Raw genomic sequence first — 21,458 nt, forward strand, 5'->3', positions numbered from 1 at the left:
TCGTTTTGCTTGTCAACCACTTTTTTTCATTCAACTTACTGATTTCTAAGTTGTTTTGCGGTCACCGGTGTTGCTGGTGATTCGCTTAGTGCCTGACAGCGGGGCGAATATTAGGGGGGCTTCGAATTTTGTGCAAGCACTTTTTTCAAAATTTTCAGCAAGTTAGGGTTCAGGGCCGAAAAATGGGCGCGCAGCCCATGAAAAAGCCCCGCTTGCACGGGGCTTGTAGGGTTAACCGAAGGTGATTTCGTCGCCTTCGACCTGGGCGGTTATCGCAGCGCCCGGTACGAACTGGCCGCTGAGGATCAACTGCGCCAGCGGGTTTTCGATCCAGCGCTGAATGGCGCGTTTGAGTGGCCGTGCGCCATAGACCGGGTCGTAACCCACCGCAATCAGCTTGTCCAACGCCTCCGGGCTGAGGTTCAACGACAGCTCGCGCTCGGCCAGGCGGTTGCGCAGGCGGCCCAGCTGGATCTCGGTGATACCGGCAATCTGCTCGCGGCCCAGCGGTTCGAACACCACCACCTCATCGATACGGTTGATGAACTCCGGCCGGAAGTGCGCGCCCACCGCATCCATTACCGCTGCACGTTGCGCTTCGCGGTCGCCCACCAGTTCCTGGATCTGCGCCGAGCCCAGGTTGGAGGTCATCACGATTACCGTGTTGCGGAAATCGACCGTACGGCCATGGCTGTCGGTCAAGCGGCCGTCTTCGAGCACCTGCAACAGCACGTTGAACACATCCGGGTGCGCCTTCTCTACCTCATCGAGCAGCACCACCGCGTACGGTTTGCGGCGCACGGCTTCGGTCAGGTAACCGCCCTCCTCGTACCCTACATAGCCGGGTGGCGCGCCGATCAGGCGAGCGACGGAGTGTTTCTCCATGAACTCGGACATGTCGATGCGCACCATGGCCTCTTCGGTATCGAAGAGGAACTCGGCCAGCGCCTTGCACAGCTCGGTCTTGCCCACACCGGTCGGGCCGAGGAACAGGAACGAGCCGCTGGGGCGGTTCGGGTCGGACAGCCCCGCACGCGAGCGGCGCACGGCGTTGGCCACGGCGGTGACGGCTTCGTTCTGGCCGATGACGCGCTGGTGCAGCAGGCCTTCCATGCTCAGCAGCTTTTCGCGCTCGCCCTCAAGCATTTTCGACACCGGGATGCCGGTCCACTTCGAGACCACCTCGGCAATTTCTTCCTCGGTGACTTTGTTACGCAGCAGCTGGTTTTCGGTCTTGCCGTGCTGGTCGACCATCTGCAGGCTGCGCTCCAGGTCCGGGATTACCCCGTACTGCAGCTCGGCCATACGGCTGAGGTCGCCTTTACGGCGGGCCGCTTCAAGCTCCTGGCGGGCTTGCTCGATTTTTTGCTGGATCTGCGCCGAACCCTGTACCTCGGCTTTTTCCGAGGCCCAGATTTCTTCGAGGTCGGAATACTCGCGCTCCAGGCGCACGATTTCTTCGGTCAGCTTTTCCAGGCGTTTCTTCGCTGCGTCGTCTTCTTCTTTCTTCAGCGCCTGGGATTCCACCTTCAGCTGAATCAGACGACGGTCGAGGCGGTCGAGCACTTCCGGCTTGGAGTCGATCTCCATGCGGATGCGGCTGGCGGCCTCGTCGATAAGGTCGATGGCCTTGTCCGGCAGCTGGCGGTCAGTGATGTAGCGGTGGCTGAGCTTGGCGGCAGCGATGATCGCGCCGTCGGTGATGGCCACCTTATGGTGGACCTCATAGCGCTCTTTCAGGCCGCGCAGGATGGCAATGGTGTCTTCCTCGCTCGGCTCCTCTACCAGCACCTTCTGGAAACGCCGCTCGAGCGCTGCGTCTTTTTCGATGAACTGACGGTACTCGTTCAGCGTGGTGGCGCCGACGCAGTGCAGTTCACCACGGGCCAGGGCCGGCTTGAGCATGTTGCCGGCGTCCATGGCGCCCTCGCCTTTGCCGGCGCCGACCATGGTGTGCAGTTCGTCGATGAACAGGATGATCTGGCCTTCCTGCTTGGACAGCTCGTTGAGCAGGCCTTTGAGGCGCTCTTCGAACTCGCCGCGGTACTTGGCGCCAGCGATCAATGCGCCCATGTCCAGCGCCAGCAGGCGCTTGCCTTTGAGGCCGTCGGGCACTTCGCCATTGATGATGCGCTGGGCCAGGCCTTCGGCGATGGCGGTTTTACCAACGCCTGGCTCGCCGATCAGCACCGGGTTGTTTTTGGTGCGGCGTTGCAGCACTTGGATCGTGCGGCGGATTTCGTCGTCACGGCCGATCACCGGGTCCAGCTTGCCTTCTTCGGCGCGCTTGGTCAGGTCGACGGTGTACTTGTCCAAGGCCTGGCGCGATTCTTCGACGTTGGCGTCATTCACCGCCGCGCCGCCGCGCAGGTTGTTGATGGCGTTTTCAAGGGCCTTCTTGCTGACGCCCTGGCCGAGCAGCAGTTTGCCTACCTTGCTGTTCTCGTCCATGGCAGCCAGCAGCACCAGTTCGCTGGAAATGAACTGGTCGCCCTTCTGCTGGGCCAGGCGGTCGGCCTGGTTGAGCAGGCGCGCGAGGTCCTGGGACATGTTCACGTCGCCAGTGGGGTTCTGAATTTTCGGCAACTGGTCGAGCTCTTTGCTCAACGCCTTGCGCAGGCTGTTGACGTCGAAGCCTACCTGCATCAGCAGGGGCTTGATCGAACCGCCTTGCTGGTCGATCAGCGCTTGCAGCAGGTGCAGCGGCTCGATAGCCGGGTGGTCCATGCCCACAGCCAAGGATTGAGAGTCGGATAATGCCAGTTGCAGCTTGCTGGTCAGTCGGTCTATTCGCATGGGGATACCTTCCTATAAAGGGCAGGCGGAGCGATGGACAGCCCCTGATGGAGAACCTGCCTGAGATGACTAATAGATAAGGGTGATTCTGGAAGATTCAAGCGTAGCGGGGTTGATGCGGGTCAGCACATTATCGGCCAAGCGCCTTGGGGCGAGGTGGGAACGTGGCGTGGGAGCGGGCTTGCCCCGCGATGGCGTCTACTGAATGGAAGGTGATGGCAAGGCCTACGCAATCGCGGGGCAAGCCCGCTCCCACGCCGATTGCACCCGCGTGCTCAGGTCAGGGCTGTAGCCAGACCAACGAAGCGAAGCGCCCGCCCTGCGGCGTGCGGCGATAGGAGAAGAAGCGTGGGTCGCTGACCGTGCACAAGCCGCCGCCATAAACAGCCGTCACGCCGCGCGCCGCCAGGCGGATGCGCGCCAAACGGTATATATCGGCCATCAGCTTGCCGGGGCGCTCGCCCGGTATGAAGGCATCGAAGGCTTGCGGATGCTGGGCCGTGAACGCATCACGCACCTCAAGCCCCACCTCGAACGCCTGCGGGCCAATTGCCGGGCCCAGCCATACCAGTACCTCTTCGGGCGCCACGCCCAACTGGTCAAGGGTGGCTTCCAGCACACCGCCGGCCAGCCCGCGCCAGCCGGCATGGGCGGCGGCCACACGGGTGCCCGCGCGGTTGCAGAACAACGCAGGCAGGCAGTCGGCGGTCATGGCGGTGCAGGCGATACCGGGCTGGTCGGTCCAGCTGGCATCGGCCTCGGCGACCACGGCAGGGTCGGCGTCGGCTACCACCACCCCGTGCACCTGCTTCAGCCAGGCGGGCTGGATGGCAAAGGTGTCACTGAGGCGGCGGCGGTTCTCGGCGACGGCCAGCGGGTCATCGCCCACATGGTCGCCAAGATTGAACGTGTCGAACGGCGGCAGGCTAATGCCGCCTTCGCGGGTGGTGACACAGGCGCGTACCGAGGCCGGAGCCGGCCAGTCGGGGGTAAGCAGCGCCTGGGCCATACCGTTCATCCGATAAAGCTCTCGCGGTCCTGATTGAGCAGCGAAAGCAGCCAGGTGAAATCATCTGGCAGTGCCGCTTCCCATTTCATCACTTCCCCGGTGGCCGGGTGGCGCAGGGCCAGGAAGCGTGCATGCAGGGCCTGACGCGGGAAGGTCTTGACCGCCTCGACCATGGCAATGCTGGCGGCCGGCGGAATGCGGAAACGCACGCCGTAGGTCTGGTCGCCGACCAACGGGTAACCGACGTGGGCCATGTGCACACGAATCTGGTGGGTACGGCCGGTTTCCAGCTTGACCCGCACATGGGTGTGCGAACGGAAGCGCTTGAGCACCCGGTAGTGGCTGACAGCAGGCTTGCCGCCGTCGGTCACTGCCATGCGCTGGCGCTCGCCGCCGTGGCGGCCGATCGGGGCGTCGATCTTGCCGCCGGCGATCACCACGCCCACCACGATGCACTCGTAGATGCGGCTGACAGAGCGGCTTTGCAACTGGTCGACCAGGTTGGTCTGCGCCTGCAGCGTCTTGGCGACCACCATCAGCCCCGTGGTGTCCTTATCCAGACGGTGCACGATACCGGCGCGCGGTACGTTGACGATGTCTGGCACATGGTGCAGCAGGGCATTGAGCAGGGTGCCATCAGGATGACCGGCGGCCGGATGCACAACCAGCCCGGCGGGCTTGTTGATCACCAGGATGTGGTCGTCTTCATAGACGATGTCCAGCTCGATGTCCTGAGCCACCCATTCGCCTTGGGCTTCCTGTTCGGCTTCAAGGGCCAGAATGGAGCCACCGTGGACGATATCGCGCGGCCGCAGTACCGCGCCATCGACTGTCAGACGGCCATCTTTGATCCACGAGGACAGGCGCGAACGCGAGTACTCGGCGAACAGTTGGGCGGCGACTTGGTCGAGGCGTTGGCCGCCCAGTTCGGACGGGACCTCTGCGCTAAGTTGAATGATCTCGGACATGCTCGAATCGACGGGCGTTCAGCTTTTGGTTTCGGCTGCGCGCTTGTGGTTAAATACGGCTTCTTTTGCCCCGGGGTTTGGCCGGGGGCGCTCATCATAACAGGACGGCACCGCCCAAGACAGCGGCCGTCAAAGGGACGCAAGCCGCCATGCAAGTGAAACACCTGCTGCTGATCGCCATCCTCGGGCTCACCGCTGCCTGTTCCTCGAACAAAGAAGTCATTGACGAGAACCTCAGCGAGGCCGAGCTGTACCAGCAGGCGCAGGCCGACCTGGACAGCCACAGCTACACCAGCGCCGTGAACAAGCTCAAGGCCCTGGAGTCGCGCTATCCGTTCGGCCGTTACGCCGACCAGGCCCAGCTCGAGCTGATCTACGCCAACTACAAGAACTCCGAGCCAGAAGCCGCCAAGTCTTCGGCCGAGCGCTTCATCCGCCTGCACCCGCAGCACCCGAACGTCGACTACGCCTACTACCTCAAGGGCCTGACCTCGTTCGACCAGGACCGTGGCCTGGTGGCGCGCTTCCTGCCGCTGGACATGACCAAGCGTGACCCAGGTGCTGCCCGCGACTCGTACAACGAGTTCGCCCAGCTGACCAGCCGCTTCCCGAACAGCCGTTATTCGCCGGACGCCAAGCAGCGCATGATCTACCTGCGCAACCTGCTGGCTTCCTACGAAATCCACGTCGCCAACTACTACCTGCGCCGTGAGGCCTATGTCGCTGCCGCCAACCGTGGCCGCTACGTGGTCGAGAACTTCCAGGAAACCCCTTCGGTAGGTGACGGCCTGGCGGTAATGGTCGAGGCCTACCAGCGCCTGCACCTGGATGACCTGGCTGCCACCAGCCTTGAGACCCTCAAGCTGAACTACCCAGAGCACCCAAGCCTGGTCGATGGCCAGTTCGTTGCCAAAGAAGACGAAAACGGCAACCGGTCGTGGCTGTCGAAGGCGACCTTGGGCCTGATCGAGACCGACACGCCGCTGCCGCCGGGCGAAACCCGCGCCAACCAGGACGTGGTGCGTCAGTTCCAGGATGCCCGCGCCGAGATGCCGCAGGACCTGCTGCCAAAAGACGAAAACGGCGATCCGATCCTGCCGGAAGGCCCGAAAGAAGCCGAAAAAGACCGCTCGTGGTTCAGCTACGCGACCTTTGGTCTGTTTGACTGATTGCACTGCAAACATGAAAGGGAGGCCTCAGGCCTCCCTTTTTTTATGGCTGCGTCCTAGACTGTCGCCTTCTTCTTCTCGACAAGCTGGACACCATGGTTCGCCTACTCTTCTGGATCGCCCTGATCGCTGCTGCCTTCTGGCTGTGGCGCAAGTTCAAGATCAGCCAGCAATCGTCTGCCGGGCAACGGCTGGATGACCCGCTGAAGATGGTGCGCTGCGCCCATTGCGGCGTGCACCTGCCCAACGACCGCGCCCTGCACCGTGGCCAGCAGTGGTATTGCAGCCAGCAGCACCTAGAGCAAGGGCCTGGGCGGGAGTAAGGGGGTTGCAATCGCCCCGGGCATCCTGGGCCGGCCCTATCGCAGGCTGTCGCCAGCTCCCACAGGGATCTGCGCCAGACCTCAATATCGTGGCTGTGCGCGGGTCTTTGTGGGAGCTGGCGACAGCCTGCGATAGGGCCACTACCGGCGCCTAGGCCAACCGCCCCTGCGGCGCGTAGGGCGTGGGGTCGATGATTGGCGGGCGCGCCAGCAGCAAGTCACTGAGCAATTGGCAGGACGCCGGCGCCAGCACCAGCCCGTTGCGGTAATGCCCGCAGTTCAGCCACAACCCCGAATGCCCCGGCACCTCGCCGATATAGGGTATACCCTCGGGCGAACCGGGGCGCAGCCCAGCCCAGTGCCCGACCACGCTGGCATCAGCCAACGCCGGCAGCAGGTCGATGGCAGACGCTTTCAAGCTTTGCAGCGCATCGGCAGTCGGGGTCTTGTCGTAGCCTTCGTGCTCCAGCGTGCTACCCACCAGAATGTGCCCGTCGCGGCGCGGGATCGCATAACGCCCTTTGGCCAACACCATGCTCGGCAAAAAGTCCTCGGCGCATTTGAACAGGATCATCTGCCCTTTTACAGGTTCTACCGGCAACCCCAGCCCGAGGGTGCGCAGCAGGTCGCCGCTCCACGCCCCTGCACTGAGCACCACCTGATCGGCTGCCAGCACGCCTGTCTGGGTTTGCACGCCAGTCACCCGCCCGCCTTCGCGCACGAAACCGCTGATCTGGCAGTGCTCGCGCAGGGTCACGTTCGGCAGTCCCAGCAAGGCCGCCTTGAGCGACTTGACCAGCCGGGGGTTACGCACGTTGGCTACACCCGCCATGAACAGCGCCTGGCGGAACCCTGCGCCCAGCACCGGCACCGCATCATAGGCTGCCGAGAAATCCACAGCGCTGAGCGGGCGCTGTTCGCGGGCCGCCCAGGCCAAGGCCTCGGCCTGGTCGTCCAGGTCGAGCCAGTAAAGGCCGGTGGTGTGCACCTCGGGGTCGACCCCAGTGCGGGCGAATAGCTGAGCGGCCAGTTGCGGGTAGAAGTCCTGTGACCAGTGCGCCAGCGCCGTCACCGCCGCGCTGTAGCGCCACGGATACAGTGGCGAGACGATACCGCCACCGGCCCAGGAGGACTCGCGCCCGACCTCGCCCTGGTCGCATACCACCACCTGGTCGACCTCGGCGGCCAGGTTGAACGCGGTCAGCAGGCCAATGACCCCGCCGCCGACAATCACTACTTGCTTGCTCATCGTTCGATCCAACACCTGAAGTAATTCCACAGCACACGGGCGCCCTGGCGCTGTGCACGGGGCACTTCGCGGGAACCGGGGTAGGCAATGGCTGCCAGCATGCCGCTCAGCGCCAGCACAATCAATGATTCGATAGCCGTAGAACCTTGCCCGGGTCAGCCTTCGTGCAGACGCTGGCGCCAACTGATACGCCGAGGCGGTTGCGCATCGCCCAGTGCGTAAACGGCTTCAAGCACCTGGCGGCGCCGGCGCTCGGGGCTGATCGCCGTAACCCGCACCAAGGTCACCCGTTCGCCCGGCGCCAAGCCTGCTGCGCGCGTGCTCTGGCCAAGGTTCTGCAATAGCACGAAGGCGTTGAGCGTTTTGCGCCAAGGTAAAACCGGTTCTGCAGGCGGCAACGACGGCGGCAGGCACTGGGTGCACGGCGGCGGCAGCCCATCGCCCAGCAGTGCTGCGCCTTCGAGCAGACCGGCCTCTGCCAGCTCGAAAGCTTGCGCTGCGGCCACCTGTTCGCTGACCAGCCACTGCCGGGCTTGCGCCTCGCTCAGCACCTGGGCCGCCAGCAATGCCAATAGCAGGCTGAGCACCAGCGTAATCAGCAACACCACACCACGCTGCTTTTTCATGTGGCACCGCCAAGGTTACGCAACGCGACACTCACCTGCTGATGCACCTCAAGCTGGAAGATGGCGTCGTAGAGCGTCAAGCGGATATCCAGCCGGTCGCCTTCTCCGGCCTCCACCCGTGTTACCTGCAGCGCCTTGACGTTATCGACAAGGCTGGAGCGCTGCTTGCCGGTGGTTAGAAACAGGCTGCCGTTACGCACCTCGTAGACCTGCCTGCGCACGGGCAAGGCAAACAGGCTCGCCCCTGCCTGGTGCTGGCTGTCCATCACCTGCGCCCAACTGCGGCAATCGCTGAGGACGGTCCACTCCGGCGGGCCGGGCATGCCGGGTAGCTCAGCACCAACCAGCGTCAAGCTGGTTGCGGTAATGGCGACTGGCTGGGCAAAGGCCTGTTCGGCGCCAGAGCCTTTGAAGTCGGCAGGTTCCAGGCGCAGGCAACCGAACATGCCAGCCATGCGCACGTCTTCGGCGATGCGTTGCAGCACTAGGCGCGCATCATCCTGCAACAGCGCTGCTGCGCCCTGCATGCTCCAGGCCCGGTGCACCGCCACGAACAAGCCGCTGGCGCCCGCCAGCAGCATGATCGCCAATGCCATCGCCAGCAGGGTTTCGAGCAGCCCAAAGCCTGCCTGGTAGCGCTTCACGGCAGCACCCCGCCGCGCAGGGTCAGGACTTGCTCGCCGCCCTGGGCTGGCCACAGCACCTGTATTTGCAGCATCTGCGCCGACCTGTTCACCCGCCCCTGCGCCGACACGCCAAGCCGCTCGACCAGTTGGCTGCGCCACCCCAGTTCATCAGCCACGGTCAAACGCCCCTGCGCCCTCACACGCTCCAGCAGGCTCTGGGCGCCTTGCAGCGCCAGGCTTTCTCGCCCGGCGCTGTCGAACGCCTGCGCGCCGCGCACCAGCAATGAGGCGCAGGTGGTCAACCCCAGCGCCAGCACGGCCATCGCCATCAATACTTCCAGCAGCGCCAAACCGCGCACTTTCGACTGCATCCTGTCTCCTCCCGAGAAGTTTCCTCGCCTTCCTGGCGCAACGGGCCGACTGACACCCGCCCCAGCCCAACGTGAAGCTATAGCGAAGCACTTCCAGGGAGGAATGCACGGTGAGGCAACAAGGAGTAACACTGATACAAATGATGTGCACGCTAGCGGTGGCCGGCCTTCTGACGCACATGGGCGCAACCGCCTACAACCAGATGAGCGAAGGCCTGCATCAGGCAGCAGTGGCCAGGGCGCTGGCGCAGAGCCTGCGCGAGGCGCGCAACCACGCTGCACTGCGCCACCGGGCGGTGTTGGTGCAGCCGATAGAGGGGTTATGGGGCAAGGGCTGGCGAACGACACTGGAACACAATGGCCAGTTGCTCAGGGAGCAGCGCCCGGCAAAGCCGGTAACGATTGTGGGCAGCGACACCCGTGTGGTGCGCTTCAGCGCACAGGGGGCGCCTTTGGGGGCAGGGTTTGGCGGCATCACGCTGCACATCTGCCAGCGCGATACGCCATACAGCGTGCACCGTGTGGTGCTGAGCCCGAGCGGGCGGGTCAGCCTGCGCAGTGACGGGAGCCCCGGCTGCGCAGGCCGCTGATCAGATCAGCGAACGTACCCGCAGCTCTTTGGGCATGGAGAAGGTGACGTTCTCGGCACGCCCGTCGAGTTCTTCGGCGCCGGTCGCGCCCCAGGCCTTGAGCTGCTCGATCACGCCACGCACCAGCACCTCAGGGGCCGAAGCACCTGCGGTAATGCCAATGCGTGCCACGCCTTCGAACCAGCTTTGCTGCAGGTCTTCGGCGCCGTCGATCAGGTAGGCCGGGGTGCTCATGCGCTCGGCCAGCTCGCGCAGACGGTTGGAGTTGGAGCTGTTCGGGCTGCCGACCACCAACACCACGTCACACTCATCGGCCAGTTGCTTGACGGCATCCTGGCGGTTTTGCGTGGCGTAGCAGATGTCGTCCTTGCGTGGGCCGCCGATGTTCGGGAAGCGCGCGCGCAGGGCATCGATGACACGGCTGGTGTCATCCATCGACAAGGTGGTCTGGGTGACGAAGGCCAGATGATCGGGGTCGCGCACCTGCAAGGCGGCGACGTCGTTCTCGTCTTCGACCAGGTAGATGCTGCCGCCGTTGCTGGCGTCGTACTGGCCCATGGTGCCTTCGACTTCCGGGTGCCCGGCGTGGCCGATAAGAATGCACTCGCGGCCATCACGGCTGTACTTGGCCACCTCGATATGCACCTTGGTGACCAGCGGGCAGGTGGCGTCGAACACTTTCAGGCCACGGCCTGCAGCTTCCTGGCGCACCGCCTGCGACACACCATGGGCGCTGAAGATGACGATAACGTCGTCCGGCACCTGGTCCAGCTCTTCAACGAAGATTGCCCCGCGGTTACGCAGGTCTTCGACCACGAACTTGTTGTGCACCACTTCGTGACGCACGTAGATCGGCGGGCCGAACACTTCGAGGGCACGGTTGACGATCTCGATCGCACGGTCCACCCCCGCGCAGAAGCCGCGCGGGTTGGCGAGTTTGATTTGCATGCTCGGCTCCAGGCTCACACGGCCTTCACGTCGAGGATCTGCACCTCGAAGCTCAGCGCCTTGCCCGCCAGCGGATGGTTGAAGTCGATGGTGACTTGATTGTCATCGAATGCTTTGACCACACCCGGCAGCTCGGTGTTGGCGGCATCGTTGAAAATCACCAGCAGCCCTTCGGACAGCTCCATGCCTTCGAACTGCGAGCGCGGCATCACCTGCACGTTTTGCGGGTTGTGCTGGCCGAATGCGTTCTCCGGGGCGATATCGAGGGTGCGCTTGTCACCGGCCTTGAAGCCGAACAGGGCGCTTTCGAAGCCCGGCAACAGGTTGCCATCGCCAACCTTGAACACGGCCGGGGCCTTGTCGAAGGTGCTGTCGACGGTGTCGCCGTTTTCGAGGTGCAGCGCGAAGTGCAGCGTGACTTCGGTGTTCTGGCCAATACGGGTCTCAGTCATGGACAGGCTCCTCGGCCTTCTTGCTCTTGAACATATCCAGCGCCAGCATGACCGCACCCACGGTGATGGCGCTGTCGGCCACATTGAAGGCCGGGAAATAGTGACGGTTCTGCCAGTGCACCAGGATGAAATCGACCACATGGCCCAGCACGACGCGGTCGTACAGGTTGCCCAGCGCGCCGCCCAATACCAGCGCCAGCGCGACGGCAAGCCAGGTCTCGTTGCGCCCCAGGCGCTTGAGCCAGACCACCAGCACGGCGCTGACCACCAAGGCGATCACCGCAAACAGCCAACGCTGCCAGCCGGAGCTGCCCGCCAGGAAGCTGAACGCAGCACCGGTGTTGTAGGCCAAGGTCCAGCTGAAGTAGTCGGGGATGACCACAATCTGCTGGTACATGGTCAGGGCGTTGTCGAAATAGACCTTGGTGGCCTGGTCGATGACCAGCACCACAAGGCTCAGCCAAAGCCAGGCAAGGCGCCCGAGGCGCCCCGCAGCTGCGTTAGGCATAGTGGCGCACCTCACCGGAGCCGCTGATGTTGTCGGCGCAACGGGCGCAGATTTCCGGGTGCTCCGGGTTGCTGCCTACGTCGGCGCGGAAGTGCCAGCAACGGCCGCACTTGGCGTGGCCAGACTTGACGATCTTCAGCTTGAGGCCTTCGACTTCGGTTGTCACGGCATCGGCCGGCGCCTGGACGAACGGCACCACACTGGCTGCCGAGGTGATCAGCACAAAGCGCAGCTCATCGCCCAGCTTGTTCAGGTCGGCGGTCAGGCCTTCTTCGGCAAACAGGGTGACTTCGGCCTGCAGGTTGCCGCCGATGACCTTGGCGGTACGCTGGTTTTCCAGCTCCTTGTTGACCGCTGCCTTGACCGCCATGACGCGGTCCCAGTAGGCGCGATCCAGCTCGGCGTCAGCCGGCAGCTCGGTAAGGCCCTGGTACCAGCCATTGAGCATGACCGACTCGTTGCGCTCGCCCGGCAGGTACTGCCAGATTTCGTCGGCGGTGAACGCCAGGATTGGCGCGATCCAGCGCACCAGCGCCTCGCTGATGTGGTACAGCGCGGTCTGGCACGAACGACGGGCGACACTGTTGGCGCCGGTGGTGTACTGGCGGTCCTTGATGATGTCGAGGTAGAAGCCGCCGAGCTCCTGCACGCAGAAGTTGTGGATCTTCGAGTAGACGTTCCAGAAGCGGTATTCGCTGTAGTGCTCTTCGAGCTCGCGCTGCAGTTGCAGGGCGCGGTCGACGGCCCAACGGTCCAGTGCCAGCATGTCTTCGGCAGGCAGCAGATCGCGTGCCGGGTCGAAGCCGGACAGGTTGGAAAGCAGGAAGCGCGCGGTGTTGCGGATACGCCGGTAGGCGTCGGCACTACGCTGCAGGATCTGCTCGGAAACCGCCATCTCCCCGGAATAGTCCGTGGCCGAAACCCACAGGCGCAGAATATCGGCGCCCAAGGTGTTGTTGACCTTCTCGGGCTCGATGGTATTGCCCAGCGACTTGGACATCTTGCGCCCGCTCTCATCCACGGTGAAGCCGTGGGTCAGCAGTTCGCGGTACGGCGCGTGGCCGTCGATGGCGCAACCGGTCAGCAACGAGGAGTGGAACCAGCCGCGGTGCTGGTCGGAACCCTCAAGGTACAGGTCGGCACGCGGGCCATCGGCATGGCCGATGTTGTGCGAGCCACGCAGCACGTGCCAGTGGGTGGTACCGGAGTCGAACCACACGTCCAGCGTGTCGCTGATCTTGTCGTAGTCAGCGGCTTCTGCGCCCAGCAGTTCGGCAGCGTCAAGCTTGAACCAGGCTTCGATGCCCTCTTGCTCGACACGCTTGGCCACCTCGTCCATCAGTTCGACGGTACGTGGGTGCAGTTCGCCGGTCTGCTTGTGCAGGAAGAACGGGATCGGCACACCCCAGTTACGCTGACGCGAGATGCACCAGTCCGGGCGGTTGGCGATCATCGAGTGCAGGCGCGCCTGGCCCCAGGCTGGCACGAACTTGGTTTCTTCGATGGCCTTGAGCGCGCGCTCGCGCAGCGGCTGGCCATCTACTGGCTGCTTGTCCATGCCGACGAACCACTGCGCCGTGGCGCGGTAGATCAGCGGCGACTTGTGGCGCCAGCAGTGCATGTAGCTGTGGGCGATGGTTTCGCTGTGCATCAGCGCACCGACTTCGCTCAGTTTTTCGACGATGGCCGGGTTGGCCTTCCAGATGAACTGGCCGCCGAAGAAAGGCAGCGAATCGACATACACGCCGTTGCTTTGCACCGGGGTGAGGATGTCGTCGTTGACCATGCCGTATTTCTTGCAACTGACGAAGTCGTCCTCGCCGTAGGCAGGCGCAGAGTGAACCACGCCAGTCCCTGCGCCCAGTTCGACGTAGTCAGCCAGGTACAGCGGCGACAGGCGGTCGTAGAACGGGTGGCGGAAGTTGATCAGCTCAAGGGCTTTACCCTGCGCGGTGGCGATGACCGAGCCTTCGAGTTCGTAGCGCTTGAGGCACGACTCGACCAGTTCTTCAGCCAGCACCAGCAGACGCTCGCCGGTATCGACCAGGGCGTAGGTGAACTCTGGGTTGACGTTCAGCGCCTGGTTGGCCGGGATGGTCCACGGGGTGGTGGTCCAGATCACGATGGCGGCGGGCTTGGGCAGCGCGCCAAGGCCAAAGGCGGCGGCGAGCTTGGCGTCATCGGCAACCGGGAAGGCAACGTCGATGGTCTGGGATTTCTTTTCGGCGTATTCGACTTCGGCTTCGGCCAGGGCCGAACCGCAATCGAAGCACCAGTTCACAGGCTTCAGGCCCTTGAACACGAAGCCTTGCTTGACCATTTCTGCCAGGGCGCGGATTTCACCGGCCTCGTTGGCAAAGCTCATGGTTTTGTAAGGGTTGTCCCACTCGCCCAGGACACCGAGGCGGATGAACTCGGTTTTCTGGCCTTCGATCTGCTCGGCCGCGTACTCGCGGCACAGCTCGCGGGTGCGGTCGGCAGTCAGGTGCTTGCCATGGGTGACTTCGACCTTGTGCTCGATCGGCAGGCCGTGGCAGTCCCAGCCGGGCACGTACGGCGCGTCGAAGCCCGCGAGGGTCTTGGAGCGCAGGATCATGTCCTTGAGGATTTTGTTCAGCGCATGACCGATGTGAATCTTGCCATTGGCATAGGGCGGGCCGTCGTGCAGGACGAACTTCGGACGGTCCTTGCCAATTTCGCGCAGCTTCTGGTACAGGCCAATGCTGTCCCAGCGCTGCAGGATCTGCGGTTCGCGCTGAGGCAGGCCGGCCTTCATTGGGAAGGCGGTGTCCGGAAGGTTTAGCGTGGCTTTGTAGTCGGTCATTTCAGGCTCTTCGTTAGCGGTTGAGCGTGCCAGTGGGCACGTGCGGCGGCGATATCCGCGTCGATCGCCGACTTCAGCGCCTCCAGGGAGGCGAAACGCTGCTCTTCACGCAGCTTGTGGTGGAACTCCACCGTCAGACGCCGGCCGTAGAGGTCACCGGCGAAGTCCAGAAGATGAATCTCCAGGTGAGGACGCCCATCACCGGCGACGGTGGGGCGTACTCCAATATTGCCGACACCCGGCCACTGCACGCCGTCGATCTCGATGCTGGCCAGGTAAACCCCGGACAGTGGCACGCGGCGGCGCTTGAGCTGGATGTTGGCGGTAGGTGTGCCGAGCTGGCGAGCCAGCTTCTGGCCGTGCAGGACGCGCCCGGTGATGCGGTAAGGGCGGCCAAGCAAGTGTTCGGCGAGTTCGAAGTTGCCTTCGCCCAGCGCCTTGCGTACTTCGGTGCTGCTGACCCGCATGCCGTCCTGAATGACGGTGTTGGCCGCCTCGACGGTGAAGCCGTACTGCTTGCCGGCTTCGACCAGGTAGGCGAAGTCGCCTGCGCGGTCGCAGCCGAAGCGGAAGTCATCGCCCACTTCGAGGTGGCGCACGCCCAGGCCATCGACCATCACGGCCTTGACGAACTGTTCGGCGCCAAGCTCGCGCAGGCGCTCGTTGAACGACAGGCACAGCACCCGGTCAACGCCCTCGCCGGCCAGCAGCTCGACTTTGTCGCGCAGGCGGGCCAGGCGGGCCGGTGCGGTCTCGGGGGCGAAGTATTCGCGCGGCTGTGGCTCGAACACCACGACACAGGTCGGCAGCCCGAGCTCCTGGCCACGTTCGCGCAGGCGCGCGAGTATGGCCTGGTGGCCACGGTGGACCCCGTCGAAGTTGCCAATGGTGGCGACACAGCCCCGGTGCTCGGGGCGCAGGTTGTGAAGACCTCGAACCAGCTGCATAACGCGCTTCTTGCTCATAAAGTGGCCGATTATAACCACACCCGGGCGCTGACGACAGGCAACAGCGCCACTGGTGGGCGTGGAAGATGAAAAACCGACGCCTGACCGCCGTGATGCTTCAATGCAAGGCGTTGCGGGCAAAATGCCGTGGACGGAAACCGCACAGGTACAGGCAACCGAAATAGGTGACCACGCCAGCGCCGATCAGCCCGCCCAGGCGCAGCAAGCGTTCGAACATGCTGCCCTGCGCCCAGGCTGGTAAATAATGCATGCCCAGCAGCAGCACCGCCGACATCAACGCCACTGCCAGTACCAGCTTGAGCAGAAACACCAGCCAACCCGGCTGCGGTGTAAACAGTTGCTGGCTACGCAGCTTCCAGTACAGCAAACCGGCGTTCAGGCACGCGCCCAGGCTGATCGCCAGGGCCAGGCCGGCGTGAGCCAGCGGGCCGACCAGGGCCAGGTTGAGCAGTTGCGTGCAGACCAGCGTGAACACGGCGATCTTCACCGGCGTGCGGATATTCTGCTGTGCATAGAAGCCTGGGGCCAGCACCTTGACCATGATGATGGCCAGCAGGCCCACCGAATAGGCGACCAAGGCACGTTGCGTCATGGCGGCGTCCAGGGCTGTGAACTTGCCGTACTGGAACAGCGCCACGGTCAGCGGCTCGGCCAGAATCGCCATGGCCAAGGTGCACGGCAGCACCAGCAGGAAACACAGCCGCAGGCCCCAGTCGAGGATGCGCGAATACTCGTCGCGGTCCTTGTTGGCGTAGGTCTTGGCCAGGGTCGGCAGCAGGATGGTGCCCAGTGCTACCCCGAGCACGCCGGACGGCAGCTCCATGAGGCGGTCGGCGTAGTACATCCAGGACACCGAGCCTGCCACCAGAAACGAGGCGAAGATGGTATTGATGATCAGGGAAATCTGGCTCACCGATACGCCGAGGATGGCCGGCAGCATTTGTTTAAGCACGCGCCATACGCCGGTGTCGCGCAGGTTCAGGCGCGGCAGTACCAGCATGCCGATCTTCTTCAGCGCAGGCAGTTGATACAGCAGTTGTGCCAGGCCACCGGCCAGCACGCCCCAGCCAAGCGCCATGATCGGCGGGTCGAAGTACGGGGTCAGCAGCACGGCAAAGGCGATCATTGCCACGTTGAGCAAGGTCGGCGTGAAGGCCGGCACCGAGAAGCGGTTCCAGGTATTGAGGATGGCGCCGGCCAGCGAGGACAGCGAGATGAGCAATATATAGGGGAAGGTGACGCGCAGCAGCGAGGTGGTCAGCTGGTACTTCTCGGCGTCGTCGACAAAACCTGGCGCGGTCGCCCACACCACCCACGGCGCAGCAAGAATGCCGATGACCGTGACCACGGCCAGCACCAGCGTCAGCAGGCCGCTGATATAGGCAACGAACGTGCGCGTGGCCTCTTCGCCTTGCTGGGTCTTGTATTCAGCCAGAATCGGCACGAAAGCCTGGGAAAACGCCCCTTCGGCAAAAATACGCCGCAGCAGGTTGGGCAGTTTGAAGGCGATGAAGAAGGCGTCGGTGGCTACGCCTGCGCCGAAGATGCGGGCCAGGATGGTGTCGCGGACAAAGCCGAGCACCCGCGAAATCATGGTGATGGAGCTGACTGCGGCAAGGGATTTGAGCAGGTTCATCGAAAAATTTCACGCCAGGGGCAGAGGGCGCTGCCAGTCGGCGCCCGAATGTGCGATACTCCCGCGCCTTCGCAGGGGAGCCAAAAATTCCCGAGTTTACAGGTCACGTCGCAGAAAGGAATCTTTCAGCTATTTGACCCACCACTCGGCGGAACCTTGCAGGTGGCCTTGACATCGGTTCGACTCATCGGCATGATTCGCGGCCTATTTTGTTTGCTATTTACCTAAAGTCTTTCGAGGAGCTCGACGGTGGCCAACACACCTTCCGCCAAGAAACGTGCAAAACAGGCTGAGAAGCGTCGCAGCCACAACGCCAGCCTGCGTTCCATGGTTCGCACCTACATCAAGAATGTAGTTAAAGCCATTGACGCCAAAGACGCCGAAAAAGCGCAAGCCGCTTACGTTCTGGCTGTACCTGTAATCGACCGTATGGCCGACAAAGGTATCATCCACAAGAACAAAGCTGCTCGCCACAAAGGCCGTCTGAATGGCCACATCAAGGCACTGAAAGAAGTTGCAGCTGCCTAAGCGACGTTACAGTCGAAAAAACCGACCCTAGGGTCGGTTTTTTTATGCCTGCGATTTGGCAGGTTTTGATGCTTCGTGCGTGGGTTATGGGGGCGAGCCCGGCACTGCCGGGCCCGCCCTCTTTACTTGCCGATCTGGATCTTTGGCGCCCACTGCAGCCAGGCCTCTTCAGGCTTGTCGAACAAGGCGAAGGTCTGCTGCGGCCGCGCCGGGTTGCCCATCTGCTCGCCATCGGGCGTTGCGAAGGCTACCCCACCATCGATCAAGGTCTCCAGCGACTCGGTACGCACCGTGGCACCTTTGAACAGCCCCCAGTCGAAGCCAAGGCCGCTACTGTTCCAGAAACGGCTGCCACCGCGTACCAGGCTTGCGTAGCGCGGCTCGATGAGGATGTGGATCAATACCCGATCGCCATTCTGCCCAAGCTCGAAACCGGTTACCTTGCCAACCGCCACTTCGCGGTAGGTAACCGGCACCCCCGGCTTGATCGAGCCGCGTCGCGGGGCGCTGAGGGTCAGCGGCAAGCCAACCTCCTCGCCCTTGACCTGCGGCGCATCGGCCAGCGCGATGAAGTCACGTTGCGGGCCTCGGTCTTTAAGCGACGGCATCACTTCCAGGTATTGCCCGCCCACCAAGGTGTCGAGGTTTTCGGTACGTACCAGGCCGAACGCTGGCTTGACCACCCAGAACTGCGTGCCGACACGCGCGATGCGCTCGGCAGCCTGGGTGATACGCGCGCGCAGCAACACAGCCTGCAGGTCGGCAGTAAGGTCGACACTTTCGACGCTGCCCACATCCAGGCCACGGAAGCGGATCGGCGTACCCGGCTTCAGGCCATCAGCGCGCTCGACACGAATGGTCACCAATGTGCCTGCACGGTTCGCGGCTTCCTGGCTCTCGTGCAGACGGAAGCGCGGAATACGTTTTTTCAGCGGCACACCGGGCCGTGGTGTATCGAAGGCAATACCGCCAGACATCAGGGTCTGCAGCGACTCACTCTTGACCTGGATGCCCGACAGGCCGCCAGTCAGGGTAATGCCGCTGGCGTTCCAGAACCGCGTCGAACCGTTGACCAGGTTGGCGTACTCCTTCTCGATGTGCACACCAATAAGGATGCGTTTGCTGTCGCGGGCAAACTGGTAGCTCTGCACGTTACCCACACGCACCTGGCGGTACATGACGGGGCTGCCCACTTCGAGCGAACCCAGCGTGTCGGCGAACAGCACCATGTGCAGGCCCGGCGCCTTCAGGTCGAGCGGCGGCGCCTTGGAGCGCGCTTCGAACTCGCGTAGCGGCTTGGCATCGTGATCACCCGGGCGGATAGCGATGTAGTTACCTTTAACCAAGGCTTCGAGGCCGGTGATACCTGCCAGCGAAATGGACGGCTTGACCACCCAGAACTGCGTGCCTTCTACCAGATAGTCTTCAGCCAGCGGGTCGAGGGTCAGCTCGGCGATTGCACTGGACAGGTCGCCTTCGACTTTCAGGTCTTTGAGCGAGCCCACCTGGATGCCTTTATAGAGCACTGGGGTGCGGCCCTTCTGCAGGCCTTCGAAGTCGTTGAACTTGACCTTGATGCGGATACCGGCCTGGGCAGCATCGAAGTCTTCGTACAAGCGGAACGGCAGGCTTGGGTCGGTCGGCGGGCTGTCCTTGCGATTCTCGGGGGTAGCGAAGGCAATACCACCGGCAACGATGCTCGACAGCGATTCGGTGCGCACTTTTACCCCGGACAGGTCAGCATCGATGCTGACGCCGCTGGCATTCCAGAATCGCGTATGTTTGCGCACCAGGCTGGCATAGGCCGGGGCAATGAATACCTTGATCTCCACCGTGCTCTGGTCTTCGGAAAGCTTGTAGCTCTTCACCCGGCCGACCTGGATCTGCTTGTAGAACACCGGGCTGTCCCGGTTCAGCGAGCCCAGGCGTTCGGCCTTGAGGATCAGATGCAGGCCTGGCTCGTTGTCAGACAAGGGCGGCGCCTGCTTGAGCGCGGTGAAGCGCTTGGTCGGCTCGCCCTCGCCTGGGTCCACAGCAATGTAGTTGCCGGACACCAGTGTCTCCAGGCCGGTGATACCAGCCAGGCTGACACTTGGCTTGACCAGCCAGAAGCGCGTGCCGGTGCGCAGGTGCGCTTCGGCGTCCTTGTTGATCTCGATGGTGGCAATGACGCCGCGGTTACTGCCTTTGTTGTCCAGCACAAGGCCAGTCACCTTGCCCACCGACATGCCCTTGAAAATGACTTCGGTCTTGTTGGCAACGATGCCTTCACCGGTCTCGAAGCGCACCTGAATCTCGATACCGGCATCACGGTAGGCTTGCCAGGCCAGCCAGCCGCCGATCATCAGCGCAATCAGCGGCAGAATCCAGATGGCCGACCAGTTGGAAGCAGGGCGGGTTTTAGCCGTAGGCAAGTCACTCATGGTCGTCATCCGACTCCGTGTTATCCCAGATCAGTCGGGGATCAAAAGTTAAAGCTGCGAGCATGGTCAGGATCACCACCGAGGCAAAGGCAATAGCGCCCAAATTGGCTTCGACACTGGCGATGCGGCCGAAATTCACCACCGCCACCAGGATGGCGATCACGAAAATATCCAGCATCGACCAGCGCCCGATGAATTCGATAAAGCGGTACATGAGCATGCGTTGGCGCGCCGAGAGTGGTTGGTGGCGCTGCACCGAGTACAGCAGCAGCCCTATGCCGACCAGCTTGAAGGTGGGCACCAGAATACTGGCAATGAACACCACCGCGGCAATCGGCAACATGCCGTGCTTCATCAGGGTGACCACACCGGACATGATGGTGTCCGGGCTGCCCTGCCCCAAGGTGCTGACGGTCATGATCGGCAGCAGGTTGGCGGGTATGTACAGCACCATTGCAGTGAGCAGCAGTGCCCAGGTGCGCACGATGCTGTTGGGCCGCCGCTCATGGACAGTCGCCCCGCAACGGGTGCAGGTTTGCGATTCAGTGTCTGCTTCACGCCGATTGAGTTCGTGGCACTCGGCACATACCAGAATGCCTGCATCAATCGCCCGCATGGATGTCCTCCCCCGACAACGCCTGCCAGATCTGGTGGGGCGCCATCACTACTTCCAGCCAGACCTGTACCAGCAACAGGCTGATGAAACAGAACAGGCCCAGGCCGATGCTCAACTGCGCCATATCGGCGAGTTTGACGATGGCCACCAGTACACCCATGAAATAGACCTCGAGCATGCCCCACTCACGCAGGTGGTGGTAGATACGATAGATGAGCAATCCATAACTGCGGCCTATATCCAGGCGAATGCTCAGCAGCACTGCCAACTGGCAGAGCAGCTTGAGCAGCGGGATTGCCATGCTGCAGAGGAACACCACTACGGCGATGCCGCGCATTTCGGAGTTGTACAGGCCAAGCACACCACTCCAGACCGTGTCGTCGGAGGTCTGGCCCAGCAGGTGCAGTTGCATGATGGGCAGGAAGTTGGCCGGTATATAAAGCAGCAGCGCCGCCAGCACCAGGGCGAGGCTGCGGCTGACAAGGTTGTGCCGGTGCGCGTAGAGCTCGTAGCCACAGCGCGGGCACAGGGCCTTCTCGTCATTGCGCAAGGTCGCTTTGCGCATCAGCAGGTCGCATTCGTGGCAAGCGACGAGCTCGCTCAGCGGCAACTGTGCCAGTGCTTCAGGGTCGGCTGGGTTGGGCATAGGAAGATTCTGAAAGATGCGTGGGCTCTATTCTAGTGTTCCGACTCGAAATAGGGGAGACGGGTTCACCCTTCTTGAGCACGCCGCAGCCTCCAATGGCTCAAACGCCAGAAAGACAAAACCCCTACCTGCATGCGCAGATAGGGGTTTTGCGAAATGAATCTTGACGATGACCTACTCTC

20 protein-coding genes are annotated in these 21,458 nt (G+C 62.9%); 4 read left to right on the top strand and 16 right to left on the bottom strand.

Going from position 1 to position 21,458, the window contains the following annotated elements; translation table 11 throughout:
* Positions 1–231 precede the first annotated feature (231 nt).
* The 3 genes from clpB to rluD all read right to left on the bottom strand — a co-directional run bounded on the left by clpB (position 232) and on the right by rluD (position 4,773).
* Positions 232–2,796, bottom strand: coding sequence for an ATP-dependent chaperone ClpB (clpB, locus tag HU720_RS14670; protein ID WP_186520648.1), 2,565 nt, complete (start codon positions 2,794–2,796; stop codon positions 232–234).
* A 280-nt stretch (positions 2,797–3,076) separates the two neighbouring features.
* Entirely contained in the window at positions 3,077–3,814 is a 738-nt protein-coding gene (gene pgeF, locus HU720_RS14675) for a peptidoglycan editing factor PgeF (protein WP_186520649.1), read from the bottom strand.
* The gene (gene rluD, locus HU720_RS14680) at positions 3,811–4,773 is read right to left on the bottom strand and encodes a 23S rRNA pseudouridine(1911/1915/1917) synthase RluD (protein WP_186520650.1); all 963 of its coding nucleotides are present in this window, start codon (positions 4,771–4,773) and stop codon (positions 3,811–3,813) included. Before rluD ends, pgeF begins: the two co-directional genes overlap by 4 nt.
* Positions 4,774–4,922: 149 nt before the next feature.
* On the opposite strand from rluD, the gene HU720_RS14685 reads away from it, so the two are divergent.
* Together HU720_RS14685 and HU720_RS14690 are read left to right on the top strand one after the other, a co-directional pair.
* Complete coding sequence (locus tag HU720_RS14685; RefSeq protein WP_186520651.1) at positions 4,923–5,942, top strand: outer membrane protein assembly factor BamD; 1,020 nt, start codon at positions 4,923–4,925, stop codon at positions 5,940–5,942.
* A 95-nt stretch (positions 5,943–6,037) separates the two neighbouring features.
* Positions 6,038–6,265, top strand: a complete 228-nt coding sequence (locus tag HU720_RS14690; RefSeq protein WP_186520652.1) for a PP0621 family protein — start codon at positions 6,038–6,040, stop codon at positions 6,263–6,265.
* 151 nt (positions 6,266–6,416) lie between these two features.
* Here HU720_RS14690 and thiO read toward each other — a convergent pair whose 3' ends face one another.
* From thiO to HU720_RS14710, 4 genes are all read right to left on the bottom strand, one after another.
* On the bottom strand, positions 6,417–7,514 hold the full coding sequence (gene thiO, locus HU720_RS14695) for a glycine oxidase ThiO (RefSeq protein WP_186520653.1): 1,098 nt from the start codon (positions 7,512–7,514) through the stop codon (positions 6,417–6,419).
* A gap of 155 nt (positions 7,515–7,669) precedes the next feature.
* Positions 7,670–8,140: a hypothetical protein gene (locus HU720_RS14700; RefSeq protein ID WP_186520654.1), complete on the bottom strand. Its 471-nt coding sequence runs from the start codon at positions 8,138–8,140 to the stop codon at positions 7,670–7,672.
* Positions 8,137–8,784 carry a pilus assembly protein PilW gene (locus HU720_RS14705; protein ID WP_186520655.1) on the bottom strand — a complete coding sequence of 216 codons (648 nt, stop codon included), beginning with the start codon at positions 8,782–8,784 and terminating at the stop codon, positions 8,137–8,139. Before HU720_RS14705 ends, HU720_RS14700 begins: the two co-directional genes overlap by 4 nt.
* Positions 8,781–9,137 (bottom strand): hypothetical protein, encoded by a 357-nt coding sequence (locus HU720_RS14710; RefSeq protein WP_186520656.1) that lies wholly within the window; start codon positions 9,135–9,137, stop codon positions 8,781–8,783. Before HU720_RS14710 ends, HU720_RS14705 begins: the two co-directional genes overlap by 4 nt.
* A gap of 110 nt (positions 9,138–9,247) precedes the next feature.
* Between HU720_RS14710 and HU720_RS14715 the strand changes: the two genes are divergently transcribed.
* On the top strand, positions 9,248–9,727 hold the full coding sequence (locus tag HU720_RS14715; protein ID WP_186520657.1) for a GspH/FimT family pseudopilin: 480 nt from the start codon (positions 9,248–9,250) through the stop codon (positions 9,725–9,727).
* Here HU720_RS14715 and ispH read toward each other — a convergent pair whose 3' ends face one another.
* The 6 genes from ispH to murJ form a co-directional block, all read right to left on the bottom strand.
* Positions 9,728–10,675, bottom strand: coding sequence for a 4-hydroxy-3-methylbut-2-enyl diphosphate reductase (gene ispH, locus HU720_RS14720; protein ID WP_186520658.1), 948 nt, complete (start codon positions 10,673–10,675; stop codon positions 9,728–9,730). It abuts the gene before it with no gap.
* A 14-nt stretch (positions 10,676–10,689) separates the two neighbouring features.
* The gene (locus HU720_RS14725; RefSeq protein ID WP_186520659.1) at positions 10,690–11,127 is read right to left on the bottom strand and encodes a peptidylprolyl isomerase; all 438 of its coding nucleotides are present in this window, start codon (positions 11,125–11,127) and stop codon (positions 10,690–10,692) included.
* Positions 11,120–11,635 (bottom strand): signal peptidase II, encoded by a 516-nt coding sequence (gene lspA / locus HU720_RS14730; RefSeq protein WP_186520660.1) that lies wholly within the window; start codon positions 11,633–11,635, stop codon positions 11,120–11,122. The genes HU720_RS14725 and lspA overlap by 8 nt, the downstream gene beginning before the upstream one ends.
* Positions 11,628–14,459 carry an isoleucine--tRNA ligase gene (gene ileS, locus HU720_RS14735; protein ID WP_186520661.1) on the bottom strand — a complete coding sequence of 944 codons (2,832 nt, stop codon included), beginning with the start codon at positions 14,457–14,459 and terminating at the stop codon, positions 11,628–11,630. Before ileS ends, lspA begins: the two co-directional genes overlap by 8 nt.
* On the bottom strand, positions 14,456–15,406 hold the full coding sequence (gene ribF, locus HU720_RS14740; RefSeq protein WP_186520662.1) for a bifunctional riboflavin kinase/FAD synthetase: 951 nt from the start codon (positions 15,404–15,406) through the stop codon (positions 14,456–14,458). The genes ileS and ribF overlap by 4 nt, the downstream gene beginning before the upstream one ends.
* A gap of 118 nt (positions 15,407–15,524) precedes the next feature.
* Positions 15,525–17,063: a murein biosynthesis integral membrane protein MurJ gene (gene murJ / locus HU720_RS14745; protein WP_186520663.1), complete on the bottom strand. Its 1,539-nt coding sequence runs from the start codon at positions 17,061–17,063 to the stop codon at positions 15,525–15,527.
* Between the two features lie 249 nt (positions 17,064–17,312).
* Here murJ and rpsT point away from each other — a divergent pair, with 249 nt between their 5' ends.
* A complete protein-coding gene (gene rpsT / locus HU720_RS14750) occupies positions 17,313–17,591 on the top strand; it encodes a 30S ribosomal protein S20 (protein WP_186520664.1) in 279 nt (92 codons plus the stop codon).
* 122 nt (positions 17,592–17,713) lie between these two features.
* On the opposite strand, the gene HU720_RS14755 is transcribed toward rpsT, so the two are convergent.
* From HU720_RS14755 to HU720_RS14765, 3 genes are read right to left on the bottom strand one after another with little or no spacing between them, the layout of a single operon-like run.
* Complete coding sequence (locus HU720_RS14755; protein WP_186520665.1) at positions 17,714–20,014, bottom strand: MlaD family protein; 2,301 nt, start codon at positions 20,012–20,014, stop codon at positions 17,714–17,716.
* On the bottom strand, positions 20,007–20,630 hold the full coding sequence (locus HU720_RS14760) for a paraquat-inducible protein A (RefSeq protein WP_186520666.1): 624 nt from the start codon (positions 20,628–20,630) through the stop codon (positions 20,007–20,009). Before HU720_RS14760 ends, HU720_RS14755 begins: the two co-directional genes overlap by 8 nt.
* Positions 20,617–21,276: a paraquat-inducible protein A gene (locus tag HU720_RS14765; protein ID WP_186520667.1), complete on the bottom strand. Its 660-nt coding sequence runs from the start codon at positions 21,274–21,276 to the stop codon at positions 20,617–20,619. Before HU720_RS14765 ends, HU720_RS14760 begins: the two co-directional genes overlap by 14 nt.
* Positions 21,277–21,458 lie beyond the last annotated feature (182 nt).

Source organism: Pseudomonas sp. SWRI51 (assembly GCF_014268825.1).
Classification (GTDB): domain Bacteria; phylum Pseudomonadota; class Gammaproteobacteria; order Pseudomonadales; family Pseudomonadaceae; genus Aquipseudomonas; species Aquipseudomonas farsensis.

Bases quoted from the DNA above. Each gene is read 5' to 3' on its own strand.
- thiO (WP_186520653.1), bottom strand. From the start codon at position 7,514: ATGAGCAAGCAAGTAGTGATTGTCGGCGGCGGGGTCATTGGCCTGCTG.
- pgeF (WP_186520649.1), bottom strand. From the start codon at position 3,814: ATGAACGGTATGGCCCAGGCGCTGCTTACCCCCGACTGGCCGGCTCCG.
- HU720_RS14725 (WP_186520659.1), bottom strand. From the start codon at position 11,127: ATGACTGAGACCCGTATTGGCCAGAACACCGAAGTCACGCTGCACTTC.
- ileS (WP_186520661.1), bottom strand. From the start codon at position 14,459: ATGACCGACTACAAAGCCACGCTAAACCTTCCGGACACCGCCTTCCCA.
- HU720_RS14765 (WP_186520667.1), bottom strand. From the start codon at position 21,276: ATGCCCAACCCAGCCGACCCTGAAGCACTGGCACAGTTGCCGCTGAGC.
- HU720_RS14685 (WP_186520651.1), top strand. From the start codon at position 4,923: ATGCAAGTGAAACACCTGCTGCTGATCGCCATCCTCGGGCTCACCGCT.
- ispH (WP_186520658.1), bottom strand. From the start codon at position 10,675: ATGCAAATCAAACTCGCCAACCCGCGCGGCTTCTGCGCGGGGGTGGAC.
- HU720_RS14690 (WP_186520652.1), top strand. From the start codon at position 6,038: ATGGTTCGCCTACTCTTCTGGATCGCCCTGATCGCTGCTGCCTTCTGG.
- clpB (WP_186520648.1), bottom strand. From the start codon at position 2,796: ATGCGAATAGACCGACTGACCAGCAAGCTGCAACTGGCATTATCCGAC.
- lspA (WP_186520660.1), bottom strand. From the start codon at position 11,635: ATGCCTAACGCAGCTGCGGGGCGCCTCGGGCGCCTTGCCTGGCTTTGG.
- HU720_RS14760 (WP_186520666.1), bottom strand. From the start codon at position 20,630: ATGCGGGCGATTGATGCAGGCATTCTGGTATGTGCCGAGTGCCACGAA.
- HU720_RS14710 (WP_186520656.1), bottom strand. From the start codon at position 9,137: ATGCAGTCGAAAGTGCGCGGTTTGGCGCTGCTGGAAGTATTGATGGCG.
- HU720_RS14755 (WP_186520665.1), bottom strand. From the start codon at position 20,014: ATGAGTGACTTGCCTACGGCTAAAACCCGCCCTGCTTCCAACTGGTCG.
- HU720_RS14700 (WP_186520654.1), bottom strand. From the start codon at position 8,140: ATGAAAAAGCAGCGTGGTGTGGTGTTGCTGATTACGCTGGTGCTCAGC.
- ribF (WP_186520662.1), bottom strand. From the start codon at position 15,406: ATGCAGCTGGTTCGAGGTCTTCACAACCTGCGCCCCGAGCACCGGGGC.
- murJ (WP_186520663.1), bottom strand. From the start codon at position 17,063: ATGAACCTGCTCAAATCCCTTGCCGCAGTCAGCTCCATCACCATGATT.
- rluD (WP_186520650.1), bottom strand. From the start codon at position 4,773: ATGTCCGAGATCATTCAACTTAGCGCAGAGGTCCCGTCCGAACTGGGC.